This is a genomic window from Micromonospora sp. U56, from assembly GCF_018070095.1.
GTDB lineage: Bacteria > Actinomycetota > Actinomycetes > Mycobacteriales > Micromonosporaceae > Micromonospora > Micromonospora purpureochromogenes.
On record NZ_JAGPYL010000011.1, the window covers coordinates 15,341 to 28,719 of the forward strand.

Below are 13,379 nucleotides of genomic sequence, written 5' to 3' on the forward strand. Positions count from 1 at the left end.
CGCGTGCGTTGCTCCTTGCGCCGTTTGCGGCGTGTCGCGGTGTTCGGTGGCGCGGACACCGCGACATGCCGCATCCCGAGTCGATCTTCGGACGGCACCCGTCGGCGCGCCGGGGGTGGATTCGCGGCTAGGAGGGTGGACCTGTTAGCCTTGTCGCCGGCCCGCCTGGTGAAAGCCAGGTGGGACCGAAGCCGGTTCGCCGGCGGAGGGGTTGTGGCGCAGTCCGGTAGCGCACCTCGTTCGCATCGAGGGGGTCAGGGGTTCGAATCCCCTCAACTCCACCCAGTTCAAAGGCCGTTTCCCGTCGTGGGAGACGGCCTTTTTCGATCTTGTGCAGCAGTGAAGTGCAGCAGCCTGGACTGGGCCCTTACGGCTCGGCTCCGATGTCGTACCGGTCAATAGGATCTTGTGCATGGAGCGTCCAGTGCGGCAGGCATACCTTGGCATGATCTCCAAGCAAGTCGCGCCGGTGCTTCGGGGACACGGGTTCAAACGGTCGAGAGGTACCTTCCGCCGGATATCCGACGCCGGCCACGCGGCGGTCATCGAGTTTCAGGGTTCGAGGGCTGGCGGAGGGGATGTTTCCCTCTTCTACGTCAACCTCGGCGTCGCCACGGCTTCCTGGCTGGATTGGCGTCAGGAGCGGTTCGGTGGAGACCACCGTGGCCGGCCTACGGCATCCGACGGTCAGTGGTGGACGCGACTCGGGGCAGCCTCGCGGCATTACGCGGAGCCCTTCGGCTGTTGGGTAATCGGGTCGGTGGTGGATGCGCCCGACTGCGGAGTGGCGCTGGGCCGGGAGTTGACTGAGCGAGTCATGCCGACCTTCGATGCCTGGCTCGCGCACTACGTCCAACTTGACGAGGCTCTTGCCGACGGGCGCGAAAGCGACCTACCGGTGCTCCTCGCCGCCCAACCGGCCGGGTCGGTCGATGGCATCCAGAACTTCAGTCGTCCTAGCCACCCGTACGTGGAGTGGATGGGCTCCGGACGATGACTGCGTTCGTGCCACAGCATTTCCGACGGCTAGCTTCGTAGCTGCTCGCCGAGGCGCTTGAGCGCCTTCTCGGTGGCCTCCACAGCGACCTCGCTGTAGATGTTCATGGTCACGGCGATTTGGCTGTGCCGGAGGATGGAGCTCTAAGGCACGCCCGCTCCTGGCAGCGTGGGGGTCGACGCGTGCCTGACATCATCCACCGCGCGTGTCTGGTCCTGATCGCCACGCTCATGTGGCTCGCATGACCGGCAGGACAGGGCCTACGCAACCTGATCTGTCTGAGCGGCCACCCACTGCTCGTGCGCGGCGCTCACCCGGGCCCACAGTCGGGCGCGCGCGTCCCGGTCCACGCCCGGCAGCCGCAGCCCAAAAACGTCCGCGAGCACAGCGAACCACTCGCCCTGGCTGTCGAGGATCCTCGAGGTCCGCCCGGCCGCGTCGAGTCGCTCGAGCACCCGCCCGCGCAGCATGTCGACGCCGCGCTCGTCCTGCCGCCCGAATGTCAGCTTCCGCACGAACCCGGAATCGGGCGAGGTCGAAAGGTGCCGGTGTGCGGCGGCGAACGCTTCGATGCTCACCGGTTCCGGCGCGAACACCATCGACGAGAACACTCCGCGCACGTCGTGGATGAACCGCCAGCCTCCCGCTCGCGCCGCCCACGGCTCGAGCCGATAGGTGAACGGGCCCTGCTGGCTCACCCCTGCACGCAGCGGCATCGGCTCGTGCGGCGCGTCGACCAGGCCCGGGTCCACGAACCAGGTCTCGCCCTCGCAGCGCACCACCAGCACCTGATGGTTGATATCCAACCCGGGTGCGTCCTCGTCGGGGCCGGGCCCGCGCACGTCGCCGACATGCCGGGTCACCTCGTACCCGAGGCAGGCCAGCAGCGTGCCGAATGCGCCGTTGAGATGGAAGCAGTACCCGCCGCCACCACCGACGATCCGGGCGATCGACTCGACCGGATCCACGGTGGTCGGCCGTTCCAGATGGATCTCGAGGGTGTCGTAGGGGATGCACTCCCGGTGCGCACGGTGAGCGGCGAACAGCCACGCCACGTCGGGGCGCGCGGGCCGCTCAAGCCCGAGCCGGCCCAGATACCCGGCGACGTCCGCGCGTGGATCGGCAGGGACGGTCAGGGCCGGGATCGGGGTCGGGGAGATCACGGTCATGTGCCGAGGCTATATCAGCGCGCCGTTGACGGCCGCCGCCGCGGTACTGACCGCGGGCCCTGCGCCCGGGACCTTTTGATCCCCTCAAAGGCAAGGGCAGCCTGCGGCCAAACAAGCGTTCCCCAAGGCTCGAACACAGCCTTCGCCTAGTCCAGGTCCAAGGGCCTGTCCGTGCTATTAGGCGGCGGCAAGGGTTGGCAGGCGTCGGCAGGGGCCGCGCTGGTCACGGCGCCGATCGGTCCGATTGATGATGTTCCTCGCTTCCGTGGGTGTAAGGGGTTCGAATCCCCTCAGCTCCACCCAGTTGAAAGGCCGTTTCCCGTGGTGGGAGACGGCCTTTTTCGATCCTGTACAGCAGCGGAGTGCAGCAAGAAACCGGCAGCGCCGTCGGTACCTGTGTGGGTAGGGTCCGCCGGTGATCATCTCTCAGTACGCGTACTTCGCGCTGAGTTCGAACCGGGTTTCCGCCGCCGAGATCACCGGCAGGCTCGGCATCGAACCGGACGAGATTGTCGTTCGTGGCAGCCGCCGGGCCAGCCCTGTGCGGCCCGCCAGCCATCGGTGGAAGATCACGTGTCGCAAGCCTGGGCTGACCGTCGACGAACAGATCAACCGGATCGTGGATCGGCTCTTCGGTCACGCGGAGCGCATCGGTGAACTGGCCGTCGAACTGGACGACATCGATGGAGCGCCGGGCGCGAGCATGCTGCAGGCCGTCCGGGTGTTCGAGCATCCGGACGGCGAGGACGAAGACCTGACCAGCCCCGTCGAAGGCATGCAGAAGCTCCCTGGTCAGCACCAGTTGCTGGGCTGGCACATCGATGCTCGGGTGTTGGAGTTTCTTCGACAGACGAGAGCAGAGCTCGACGTGGACGAGTACGGCTACGGGTGAGGCTGGTCACGGCGAAACCGGCTGCGGCGGCCCGGGGGCCGCCGCAGCCGGGTCACGTCAGGGCAGCTCGGAAGGGCGGTAGCTGGTGGATCCCTTGGCGGTGTGCACGGTCACGGTGAGGTGGTCGACCTCGCCGCCCTCAGGGCCCGGCCACCAGGCCGCCCACCAGCCGGACTTCACGCTGGCCTGGAAGACCTTCCCGTTGTCGAGGCGCACGTCCACGCCGGTGACTCCCGGGCCCACCAGGCCCACGATGTTCGACCACATGGCGTCGCCACTGCCCATGGAACTCATCGTCTGCAGGTCCACCGTGCCGGCGGGCAGGGCCGGCAGCGGGCCGTCGGCCAGGCCCATCGAGGCGAGCTGGTCGTCGTCTCCCGCGCTCAGGCACTCGACGATGACGCCGCTGCCCTTCTTCATGATGAGCAGCGTCGCCAGCCCGCGCTGCTCGGCGAGGAGCACGTCCGCCGGGTCGACCGCCGACGAGCTGCCCCCCACATCGTTCCCCGCGCAGATCCGGGCCTGCGGCAGCACCTGCGCACCGGTGAGCGAACCGGGCGTGGGCGTCCAGGCCGCGACCGCTTCCTCCGCCGCCCCCGGCAGCAGCGCGGGCACGGCCACGACCCCGACGGCACCCGCGACGACCGCGGCGAGGCCCATCACCAGCCGGCGCCGCACCGGCCGGCGAGCGGATGCCCCCGTGGCCTGACCGGCCATCACCCGCTCGACGAACGCCTCCGAACGGGTCCGTTCCAGCGCGGTGGGCTCGCGCCCCCGCGCCGGGTCGAGCACGGCCAGCTGCTGCAGGTCCTTCATGCTTGAGTCCATGCCTGCTGCTCCTTGAAATCGTGAGGGCGGAAAGACGAAGGGGCGACAGATTCGGCCGGTTCCAGAGCGGCCCGCAGCCGTTGCCGGGCCCTGCCGAGCCGCATGGCAAAGGTCGACCGGCGACAGCCGAGCACGCTGGCCGCCTGCTCAGCCGTCAATCCGTCGAACGCGACCAGGGCGAGAACCTCGCGGTCTGCGGGGCGTAGCACGCGCCAGGCGCGTTCCAGGTCGACGCGCGTCGCGGCGCTCACGGTGTCGTCGGACAGCTCGCGTGCCTCCAGCGACACCAGCCGGACGTCCAGGGCCTGGCGCCGCAACCAGCCGCGCGTCTGGTTGGCCATGGTCTTGCGGGCCACCGCGAACAGCCACGGGCGAGCATCGTCCGGCAACTCGTCGAATCGCCGCCAGGCCGTCAGGAAGACCGTCGAGACGATGTCCTCAGCCTCGGCGACCGGGACCCGCCGCTCGACGAAGCGCAGCAGGTCGGCGTATGTCTCGGTGTGCAGAGAACGGAAGCGCTCCTCCCGGGCATCAGCGCGGCTCATCTGGGTTCTTCTTGGTTGTCCATGCCCCCTACCTGTCCGGCTCAGCGGCAACTGTCACACGCCGGTTCACCGTCGAGCTGGGTGTGGAGGGGGAGGAGCTGTCCACCCGTCCACACCCTCTCGATCTCTGTTTGGTGAGCCTTTCCTGGTCAGACCAGGTCGAGGCGACGCCCTCGATGCTGGGCAACGGCACGCCACAATCGGGAGGGAGGTGGTTGCTGTGTCCAGGAGAACGAAGGCACCTCCTCGCGGCTGGCAGTTCTGGCGCCGAGCGTTCTGGACGCGGCCGGCGCTCCTCGTGCTCTACGGCTCGCTGGCGGGCGTGCTCGGACTGTTCGCGCTGGTCGACGTCCCGGACGGCATCCGCGACGCGGTCGCGATGCGGCGAGCCGTGGAGTGCCCCGCGGGGACCATGCGGGTAGAGCCGGATGTCGATCCGCCGAAGGGCTGTCTCGAGCGGGTGCCGGTCACCTTGTCCGGCCCCTGGCACAGTCGTGGCCCCGGCAGTGACTGGCACCTGATGGTGGAGCAGGACGCTGAGTACGTGCTGTTTGCCGAGACCGAGGTCCCGACCTCGGGCAGCCGCAGGCTCAGGGATGAGGCGGAGGCAGAGGCGTTGCTGTGGGAGGGCATCCCCGTGGCGATCGAACTGCCGGCCGGAGATCGGGTCGAAACCGAGGCCTGGGGCCACCGCGGCTGGTTGCAGACCCTGTTCCTGGGGATGTTTGCCGCCTCCGGTCTGCCCATGCTGTTCGAGGCTGCGCGGCTCAAGCGCGGTACTGCAGACGGTTCGTGGTCGGTCCGGGGCGAAAAGGTGGGACTGATGGCGTTGAGTCCGCTGATGGGGATCGCGTGCCTGCTGGCGATCCCGTCGATGCTTGGGCTGGTGCCGCTGATGCTGGGTCTGCGCCTGCTATGGGCGGCCGTCGTCGCCCTTCTCGGCCTCGGTCTCGTCGTATCCGCCGTGCTCAAAGGAGGGGCAGTGCGTGCTCGTCCGGGCGTCGAGGGCTGATCCGCTGGTGGCCGAGGGACGCCGCCGCCGGAGCCGGTAGCCGGGCGGGTGCCACAGCCCGGTAACCCCTACCCGGGCTGGGAGATCGACTCGCGGTTGATGTAGGCGACCTGGGCGGCGAAGGCCAGCAGAGCCAACACCGTGCCGACGCCGACCGCGAACCCGGGCGGCAGCCCCGCGAGCCCGGTCAGCAGCGTGACCGCGAGCCCCACCAGCAGCGCGTTCACCGCGCCCACCATCGCCGCCGTGGTCAGCAACAGCTGCGCCCGCCGGGGCGCGTTACCGACCGCCGCCCAGGTCGCCCGCATGATCCCCTCGCCCTGCACCGCGTCGGCGAAGAAGTCGTGCTCGCCGGCCAGCCGGCGATGGTAGTACGCCCGGATGCGCTGGATCCGCGCGAGATCCAGCTCGTTCTCCACCATGTTCTGCACCAGCCGCAGGAATGTGAGCAGTCCGGTGATCACCAGCGTCGGCAGCACCGCCCCGAGGTACGGCCGGACGAGCGCGGCGTTGCTGGCGACGAAACCGAGCCCGATCAGCGCGGCAGAGAGCATGGACAGGAAGACAGTCGCCCGACCCACCGACTCGGTGACGGTCGCGCTGCGCGAGGTCTGAAGCACGAAATGCTCGGTGGTCAGGGCGGTGAGCAGCGCCTGCTCGCGTTCTCCGTCGTCCATGCACCTCACCGTCCGTGGGTTGACCAGGGGTCATCCGTGGCTCAACTCGGCAGCCTCCTGCTCGGTCACGCGACTTGTCGGAGGCTGTGGACCAGCACCGCGGGACCGGCTCCCCAGCGGAGGTTCGGCCGGGTCGCCGGCGGTATGGCTGGTCGACGGGAACGCTGGCAGCAAGAGCGTCGGACGGCCGCCTGCCGACGAGGCTGTTCCCGCTGGTCGGAGGCGGCGTTTTTCGACCTTGAACCGCGGCCCGAACGAACTGCTCGGCCGGCAGAGGACGCGATGCCGCGAACCAGACACCCCGCACGTGCCGAAGCAGTAGCGTCGTAATCGAGACCCCTGCCTCACCGGCGGCCTCCGCGGATGCGACAGCCCGGCTGACGGCGCGCCCGGTCATTGGCGCAGCACGCAGCCAGGAAACCGATCCGGGAAGTCGCACGACGCCGCCGGGAAGACGCATGACGTCCTGACTCAGCCCAGGGAGGCCGCGATGAGCCCGAGAACCGACGCCAGCGGGACACCGAACATCCGGGACGTCGACTTGAAGCTCGAGGTCGTCGTCATCCCGGTCTCGGACGTCGAGCGCGCGAAGGAGTTCTACGGGCGCCTCGGGTGGCGGCTCGACAAGACACCGCCCGGCATCGTCCAGTTCACGCCGCAGGGCTCCGACTGCTCCGTTCAGTTCGGGCCGAACCTCATGTCGGCCGCCCCCGGTTCGGCCAAGGCGTACCTGGTCGTCTCCGACGTCGAGGCGGCCCGGAACGCGCTGGTCGCCGCCGGCGTCGAGGCGGGCGAGGTCTACCACCCCGGCCCCGAGGGGCCGGTGAAGGGTGTGGATCCCGAGCGTCGCAGCTACTACTCGCGCACCTCGTTCAGCGATCCCGACGGCAACAACTGGCTGGTTCAGGAGGTCACGGCCCGGCTGCCCGGGCGGGTCGAGGCTGCCGCGACGTCGTTCACCTCCGTGAGCGACCTGGCTGGCGCGCTCCGCCGGGCAGCCGCCGCCCACGGCGAGTACGAGAAGCGCACCGGCAAGGTGGACCCGGACTGGCCCGACTGGTACGCGGAGTACATGGTGAGCGAGCAGTCGGGCGCGGAACCGCCCAAGTAAGCAGCAGCGCGCCGCACACCCACGCTCACGGGCCGAAGGTGAACACGAACGCGCGGAGGCCAGGTTGGCTGGTGCCGAGCGTCAGCAGGTGGTCGTCCCGCGACGCGCCGGCGACGAGCCGGATCATCCCCGCCCGGTCGACGCGCGCCACCGCGTCCGGGTCGACGTCCCCGCCGCGCTCGTCGCCGATCGGGTTCCCGTCGAGCAGCACGTCGATCGCCGCCTGTCCGGACGGACCGGGGTCCACGACGAGGTTCACCTCGCCGGCGTTGAAGGGCAGGGCGAGCTCGCCGGTGCCGCCGGCGAGTTCGACGTACTCGCCGCTGGTCTCCCAGCCGCCGGTGAGGGCGAAGGTGCCCGGCTCGGCGCGGTGCGCGCCGACGTACGTCTCAGGCGTGACCCCGATGTATGAGGGCTCCCCGGTCGTCGCGAACGCCATCGCCTCGGGGCTGACCGGCGGCAGTTTGGTGCCGGGCGCTCTGATCTCGATCAGCCGTCGGATCTCCGACTCCACGCGCTCGTAGCTGCCCTCGCCGACCCACTGGTCGACCAGTAGTCCGTCCGCGTCGAAGAGGTACTTCGCCGGCCAGGCGTTGTTGCCGAGGGCCCGCCAGACCTTGAAGTCGTTGTCGATCGCGATGGGATAGGTGAGCTCGTGGTCGCGGATCCCCCGGTCGATGTTCTCGGCGTGCCTGCCGAACTCGAACTCCGGCGCGTGTACGCCGATGACGACCAGGCCCAGGTCGGCGTAGTCGCGGTGCCACGCCTTGACGTAGGGCGACGTACGGATCCAGTTGATGCAGGTGTACTCCCAGATGTCGAGCAGGACCACCCGACCGTGCAGCGCGTCGGGAGCCAGCGGCGGTGAGTTCACCCACCGCTCGGCCATCAGGTGCGGGATTCGCATGGTCAGCTCTCCTCGACCGGAGTCGTCAGCTGGTGAAATCGCCCCTGACGTCCCGAGCGTCCTCCTGGACGTGCTCGCCTGGTTCCCGGCCCCGGATCTCGTCGCGCTTGGCCACCCGTTCCGCCTGCGACCGCTCGTCCTGGTTCATGTCGCCCAGCTGCGCCCTGGCAGGGCCGGCCACCTGCTCGACGCTGTCCTTCGCCCGTTCGGTGGAACTCATGCCGCCCCCTCGTCGGTTCGTGGACCAGTCGCGCTGTCCGCGCCTCCCGCCCCGCGTCCCCGCCCGCCGTGGCGGGAAACCCCCGGCGACCGCCGAGAAGGCTGCCGACGACCGGTCGATCCAGAAAAGGGGGCGGGCCGGCCCCCACGATGGGGAGCCGGCCCGCCGGGGAACCGGGGAGGTCACGGCTTCCAGGAGCCGGCGGCCTCGAACTTGTGCTGGTATTCCACGACGCCCTTCTTGTCCTTGACGTCGAAGACCACCGCTCCGGAACGCTTGCTGCCGGCGCGGATGCCGCTGCCGGAGTCGAGCATGTCGCCGCCGCAGCCGGAGAGCGCACCGGCCAGCCCGTTGACGGTGGTGCCGTCCTCGGCCACCCACTGGAAGTAGAACGGGTTGATCGACGCCTTGCCCTTGGTGACCGTCGCGGTGACGTCGGCGATCAGGTAGAGGCCCTTGTCCGGGGCGGGGGCGTAGGAGCGGCAGCCCTTGGTGGAGGTGGAGAACTTGCGGATGGTGATCTCGATGGTGCCCTCGTCGTCCTCGATCACCAGGGTGTCGCCGGGCTCCATGTTGAAGGTTTCGCCGTCGGCGGCCGAGGCGGACGCGGAGGGCTTCGTGCCGGGGAAGGCCGGCGCGGCGGTGGTGCGCGGGGTGGGCAGGGAGCGCCCGATCTCCTCCGCCTTGTCGGCGGCCTTCTTGCCGCCGGCGACCAGGGCGGCGATGCCTCCGCCGCAGCAGAGCAGGAGCAGCACTGCGACGATGATGCCGATGATGACCCACGGCTTCTTCTTCGCGCCGGACTGCACCGGCGGGCCGAGCGGCTGGCCGGGAGCCGGCGGGTAGCCGGGACCGGACACCGGCGGGTAGCCGCCGCCGGAGACCGGCGGGTACGGCGCGCCGGAGACCGGCGGCATCGACGCGTTCGGGTCGTACTGCGGGTACGGGCTGCCGGAGACGGGCGGCTGCGGGGCGCCCGACACCGGCGGGTACGGCGCGCCGGAGGTCGGCGGCTGCACGGCGGTCGGGTCCATCGGCGCGTACGGGGGCTGGGGGGCGGTCGGGTACTGCGGCGCGCCGGAGACCGGCGGCAGCGGCGCGGTCGGGTCCGCAGGGTACTGCTGGTGCGGCATCGGCGCCGTGGGGAACGGATCGACGGGCGGCTGGTTGGGGTCCTGCGGCCCGTAAGGGGGCTGGGGCTGGCTCACCGTACTCCTCGGCACTTCGGCTGCATCGGGAACTCTTCGACGCTAGTCGGTGCGGGCAACGCGGAACTGTCTCGGGTCCGACCCGCCGTTCGTCGATCCGGACCGGGCCGAACGGTCAATGCGTCAGCACGGCCGCGGTGCGCACGAGGTCGCCCTCGACGACGAAGCGTCCGATGACGACGGACGGCGGGTCGGCCACGGTCGCCGCCGCCACCCGCACCGGGTCGATCCGCGCGGTGAACGTCCCGGCGTCCGGGTCCAGCTCGACCGTGGCGTCCTGGAAGTCCAACCAGGACCCGACCACCGGGTGCCAAACCTTGTAGACGGTCTCCTTCGCGCTGAACAGCACCAACGGCCAGGACGTGCCGGCCGGCAGCCGGGCGCAGCGCTCCTCCTCCTCGGGGCGGCAGATCAGTCGGCGTACCCCCTCGTTGAGCTCGCGGTGCCGCTCGGCGTCCATCCCGACGGACCGGATGTCGGCCGCCCGGGCGATCGCGGCGGCGCAGTACCCGCGGGTGTGGGTGATGGTGCCGACCAGCCCGGCCGGCCAGGCGGGGGAGCGATCGGCCGCCGCCGGGACCGGCAGCTCGGGCAGCCCCAGCTCGGCCATCGCCCGCCGGGCACAGACCCGCCCGGCGGTGTAGTCGCGCCGCCGGCTCTCCACCGCGCGCGCCCCGAGACCGCCCTGCTCGCCGGGGAGCAGCTCGCCCGCCCAGTCCGTTGGCCCGGCCACCACGACCGAGACGGTCGGCGGCAGCAGGTCACGCATCACCCACCCCCTTCAGGTACGACGACAGTCTGGCCCGTTCGGCGTCGAGCCGGTCGGCCGGCACGGGCGGCGACCCGGGCCAGAGCGTCACCTTGCTCTGCGGTGAGGTTCCAGGCGGCCATCGACGGTGAACGTACCGCAACCGTGTAACGCCGGAGCGTCCCGTAGCGCTGTCAGGGCATCGCGGGGGGATCTTCCGGCGTCCGCCCGTCGTCGACGCGGCGGGCCGGTGCCAGGTACGACCATCCGAGAGGAAGTGACGATGACCGGTGCCCCGGCACCCTCGGGTTCCCACCCCGACGAGCACGTTCCGGTGACACCGGCGTGGACCTGCGACTCCTGCGGCGAGGAGTGGCCGTGTCCGACCAAACGCGCCCGGCTGCTCAGTGAGTACCAGGTGGACCGCGCCTCGCTCAGCGTCTACCTGGGCTCCTGTCTCGCGGCCGCCAGCGTCGACCTGCGCGCCGCGCCGATGACATCCCTTCAGGACCGGTTCATCGGCTGGGTCCCCCGGGGGCCGCTCACGACCTGAGCGGCGGTGGCCGCCCCGGTCGGGCGGCCACCGCCTCCGGTCAGGGCCGGCGGGGACGGCGGGTCAGCGCGAAGCCGACCACGCCGGCCACCGCGGCCAGCAGCCCGCCGACCGTGCTCCAGATCCACCGGGAGCCGAGGTCGGGCAGCAGGTCGCCGAACCCGCCGTCCGCCTGGCCGGCCGGGGCTGCCGTCGGTTCCGCGGTCAGCACCGTGCCCGCCTTGGTGTTCGGCGCCAGGGGCGCCTTCAGCTCGCCGTCGTCGCGCGAGCCGTCGCCGTCCGCGCTGACCAGCAGGTCGACGTCGACCGGGAGCCCGAGGTCGGCCTCGGGCAGCTCGGTCACCGACAGCCGGAGGTAGTAGGTGCCGGGCAGCGGGTCCGCCGACCAGGGCTCGGCCCAGGAGCGCACCTGGCGCAGGGTGCAGCCGAGCGACACGCTGCCGGTCGCGGCGTCAACCGTCGGAGTCTGCGCCCCGGCGGTGCAGGACTGCCGGCGGCGCAGCCCGTCGAAGACCTCGACGGTCCAGGTGGAGGCCCCGGTGCGGGCCTTCGGCAGCGACACCGTCGCGGTGATCTCGTGCCGCTGCCCGGCCGAGGCCGGGAACGACCAGTAGAGGTGGTCGCCGGTGGAGGCGCCCACCCGTACCGGCTGGCCGGCGGCGATGCCGGTGGCGGTGAGGAAGGACGTGCCGGCCCGGGTGACCGGGGTGGCGCCGGGCGAGGGAGTGGGGGCGGCCGCCGCGGCGGGAACGGCTGGCAGGGCCAGCCCGGCGGCGAGCGCCGTCCCCGCCAGCATCATCGGGGTACGCATCTCAGTTCTCCCTCCAGGTGGCGACCCACCAGCGGGTGAGCAGCCCGGCGACGAGGCCGGTGAGCAGGCCGGCCAGGGTGAGCAGGGCGAGCAGCACCCAGCCCCGGCCCAGGTCGGGCGCGGCCGGGGCGGGGGACGAGGCGACCACGTCGACGGTCAGCTCGACCGGCATCCCCGGCGTGGCCCGGGTGCCCGGCCGGGGCGCGACGGAGTTGCTCACCACCAGGCACACCGTCGTGGCGGGAACGGGCGTGGCACCGGGCGTCGGCGTGCCGCCGTCCTCCGTCGCCGACCAGCGCAGGCCCGCCGAGACCACGTCGGTACGCCCACTGCCGGCGTCCACCCCGCGTACCAGTTCCCGGCCGTCGGCGGCGGTGGCCCGCAGCAGCACCCCGTGGTCCGGGTTCACCGGGCGGTCCAGTGCCAGGCTGACCGAGGCGCGCAGTTCCTGCCCCGGCCGCACCGGCACCCGGTACCAGCGGTGCTCGGAGAACGCCTCCCGGTCGCTGTAGACGCCCGGGGTGAGCAGCGGCGCGTTCGCGCACTCCGCCGTGCCGCCGACCACGGTGGGTGCGGCGGTGTACGTCTCGTTCGCCCGGTCCACCAACTGCTTGATCCGGCCGCTCAGCTCGTCGGCGCTCTGTGCCGCCGTGTACGTGCCGCCGGTCGCGCCGGCGATGCAGAGCAACTGCCGGCGTACCTTCTCGTCCGGGGCCAGGCCGAGGGTGTCGACCACCAGCTTCGTGCCCTGGGCGGCCAGCTCACGGGCCACCTCGCAGGGGTCCGGCGGGGCGCAGGTGTCCTCGCCGTCGGTGATCAGCACGATCCGCCGGGCGGTGGCGCCGGTGCCGAGGTCCTGGGCGGCGGACCGCAGGGCCAGCCCGACCGGGGTGAAGCCGGTCGGCCGCAGGGTGGCCACCGCCGCCTTCGCCTGCACCCGGTCGACCGGACCGACCGGCACGATCTGTTGGGTGTCCAGGCAGCCCTGCTTCTTGTCCTTGCCCCGGTAGGTGGCGCCGAGCACCCGGATGCCGAGCTGGGTCTCCTCGGGCAGCGCATCGACCACCTCGTTGAACGCCTGCTGGGCGACGGAGATCCGGCTGCGGCCGTCGATGTCCCGGGCCCGCATCGAGCCGCTGACGTCGAGCACCAGCTCGACCTTCGGTGGCTCGGCCGGGGGCTCCTCGTCCGCCAGGGCCGGCGCCGGACCGGTCAGCGCGGTGGCCGCCAGCAGTCCGATGAGGACGGCCATCGGTCGTCTCTTGTTGATCACCGGGCGGAGTGTAGTGGCGTCCACTCTGGATGATCATTTGGGGGCGGCTGGGCGCCCTTCCTGTCGCCTTCCGCCCCGGGCGTCCGGCGCGCGACTTCGGCGAGGCTACCCGTCACGTCCGGGTGGATCGGGCGAGGCGTCCGTGTGCTTTTCGTGCGCCGTCCCGGTGCCGGATCCTCCACCGTCCGTCCGGCGGTGATCCTCGTGTTCGGGCAGGAAACGGTACGGACCTACACGGGCTTTACGGCAGACCGTCGACAGAATGGTGACCATCCGTCAATTGCCGGAGGTAAACCTCTCACCCACCTGGACATCGGTCGGAAATCTGACCCGAGTCGCCCCGTTGTGCCGGTGCCGAAGGGTGGTTAAGCTTTGTCTTGCGCGCCCCAATCGCCCGCTTCCCCCGTGGCAGGCGATCGGGGCGCGCT

General features: G+C 71.1%; 15 protein-coding genes and 1 tRNA gene. 6 read left to right on the forward strand and 10 right to left on the reverse strand.

Annotated elements, in window-relative coordinates; genetic code table 11:
- Positions 1 to 207: 207 nt before the first annotated feature.
- Together KBX37_RS06735 and KBX37_RS06740 are read left to right on the forward strand one after the other, a co-directional pair.
- Positions 208 to 281: transfer RNA gene (locus tag KBX37_RS06735), tRNA-Ala, on the forward strand.
- A gap of 131 nt (positions 282 to 412) precedes the next feature.
- Positions 413 to 997 (forward strand): DUF4304 domain-containing protein, encoded by a 585-nt coding sequence (locus KBX37_RS06740; protein ID WP_210775053.1) that lies wholly within the window; start codon positions 413 to 415, stop codon positions 995 to 997.
- 260 nt (positions 998 to 1,257) lie between these two features.
- Here the strand turns inward: KBX37_RS06740 and KBX37_RS06745 are convergent, their stop codons facing one another.
- Complete coding sequence (locus KBX37_RS06745; RefSeq protein ID WP_210775054.1) at positions 1,258 to 2,166, reverse strand: arylamine N-acetyltransferase; 909 nt, start codon at positions 2,164 to 2,166, stop codon at positions 1,258 to 1,260.
- Positions 2,167 to 2,581: 415 nt separating this feature from the next.
- On the opposite strand from KBX37_RS06745, the gene KBX37_RS06750 reads away from it, so the two are divergent.
- Positions 2,582 to 3,058 (forward strand): DUF4279 domain-containing protein, encoded by a 477-nt coding sequence (locus KBX37_RS06750; protein WP_210775055.1) that lies wholly within the window; start codon positions 2,582 to 2,584, stop codon positions 3,056 to 3,058.
- A 57-nt stretch (positions 3,059 to 3,115) separates the two neighbouring features.
- Here KBX37_RS06750 and KBX37_RS06755 read toward each other — a convergent pair whose 3' ends face one another.
- The gene (locus KBX37_RS06755; protein WP_210775056.1) at positions 3,116 to 3,886 is read right to left on the reverse strand and encodes a hypothetical protein; all 771 of its coding nucleotides are present in this window, start codon (positions 3,884 to 3,886) and stop codon (positions 3,116 to 3,118) included.
- Positions 3,871 to 4,431, reverse strand: a complete 561-nt coding sequence (locus KBX37_RS06760; protein ID WP_210775057.1) for an RNA polymerase sigma factor — start codon at positions 4,429 to 4,431, stop codon at positions 3,871 to 3,873. The genes KBX37_RS06755 and KBX37_RS06760 overlap by 16 nt, the downstream gene beginning before the upstream one ends.
- Before the next feature lie 220 nt (positions 4,432 to 4,651).
- Between KBX37_RS06760 and KBX37_RS06765 the strand changes: the two genes are divergently transcribed.
- Positions 4,652 to 5,443 (forward strand): hypothetical protein, encoded by a 792-nt coding sequence (locus KBX37_RS06765; protein WP_210775058.1) that lies wholly within the window; start codon positions 4,652 to 4,654, stop codon positions 5,441 to 5,443.
- Between the two features lie 68 nt (positions 5,444 to 5,511).
- Here the strand turns inward: KBX37_RS06765 and KBX37_RS06770 are convergent, their stop codons facing one another.
- Positions 5,512 to 6,120 carry a hypothetical protein gene (locus tag KBX37_RS06770; protein WP_210775059.1) on the reverse strand — a complete coding sequence of 203 codons (609 nt, stop codon included), beginning with the start codon at positions 6,118 to 6,120 and terminating at the stop codon, positions 5,512 to 5,514.
- Positions 6,121 to 6,610: 490 nt separating this feature from the next.
- Between KBX37_RS06770 and KBX37_RS06775 the strand changes: the two genes are divergently transcribed.
- Entirely contained in the window at positions 6,611 to 7,231 is a 621-nt protein-coding gene (locus tag KBX37_RS06775) for a VOC family protein (RefSeq protein ID WP_210775060.1), read from the forward strand.
- A 25-nt stretch (positions 7,232 to 7,256) separates the two neighbouring features.
- Here the strand turns inward: KBX37_RS06775 and KBX37_RS06780 are convergent, their stop codons facing one another.
- The 4 genes from KBX37_RS06780 to KBX37_RS06795 all read right to left on the reverse strand — a co-directional run bounded on the left by KBX37_RS06780 (position 7,257) and on the right by KBX37_RS06795 (position 10,335).
- Positions 7,257 to 8,138, reverse strand: a complete 882-nt coding sequence (locus KBX37_RS06780; RefSeq protein ID WP_210775061.1) for a redoxin domain-containing protein — start codon at positions 8,136 to 8,138, stop codon at positions 7,257 to 7,259.
- 25 nt (positions 8,139 to 8,163) lie between these two features.
- Positions 8,164 to 8,358, reverse strand: a complete 195-nt coding sequence (locus KBX37_RS06785; protein WP_210775062.1) for a general stress protein CsbD — start codon at positions 8,356 to 8,358, stop codon at positions 8,164 to 8,166.
- A 182-nt stretch (positions 8,359 to 8,540) separates the two neighbouring features.
- Positions 8,541 to 9,566, reverse strand: coding sequence for a DUF4352 domain-containing protein (locus KBX37_RS06790; RefSeq protein WP_210775063.1), 1,026 nt, complete (start codon positions 9,564 to 9,566; stop codon positions 8,541 to 8,543).
- Between the two features lie 115 nt (positions 9,567 to 9,681).
- Positions 9,682 to 10,335 (reverse strand): 4'-phosphopantetheinyl transferase, encoded by a 654-nt coding sequence (locus tag KBX37_RS06795; protein ID WP_210775064.1) that lies wholly within the window; start codon positions 10,333 to 10,335, stop codon positions 9,682 to 9,684.
- 262 nt (positions 10,336 to 10,597) lie between these two features.
- Here KBX37_RS06795 and KBX37_RS06800 point away from each other — a divergent pair, with 262 nt between their 5' ends.
- A complete protein-coding gene (locus tag KBX37_RS06800; protein WP_210775065.1) occupies positions 10,598 to 10,867 on the forward strand; it encodes a hypothetical protein in 270 nt (89 codons plus the stop codon).
- A gap of 40 nt (positions 10,868 to 10,907) precedes the next feature.
- Here the strand turns inward: KBX37_RS06800 and KBX37_RS06805 are convergent, their stop codons facing one another.
- Together KBX37_RS06805 and KBX37_RS06810 are read right to left on the reverse strand one after the other, a co-directional pair.
- Entirely contained in the window at positions 10,908 to 11,678 is a 771-nt protein-coding gene (locus KBX37_RS06805) for a peptidase (RefSeq protein ID WP_210775066.1), read from the reverse strand.
- 1 nt (position 11,679) lies between these two features.
- On the reverse strand, positions 11,680 to 12,951 hold the full coding sequence (locus KBX37_RS06810) for a VWA domain-containing protein (RefSeq protein ID WP_210775067.1): 1,272 nt from the start codon (positions 12,949 to 12,951) through the stop codon (positions 11,680 to 11,682).
- Positions 12,952 to 13,379: the final 428 nt, after the last annotated feature.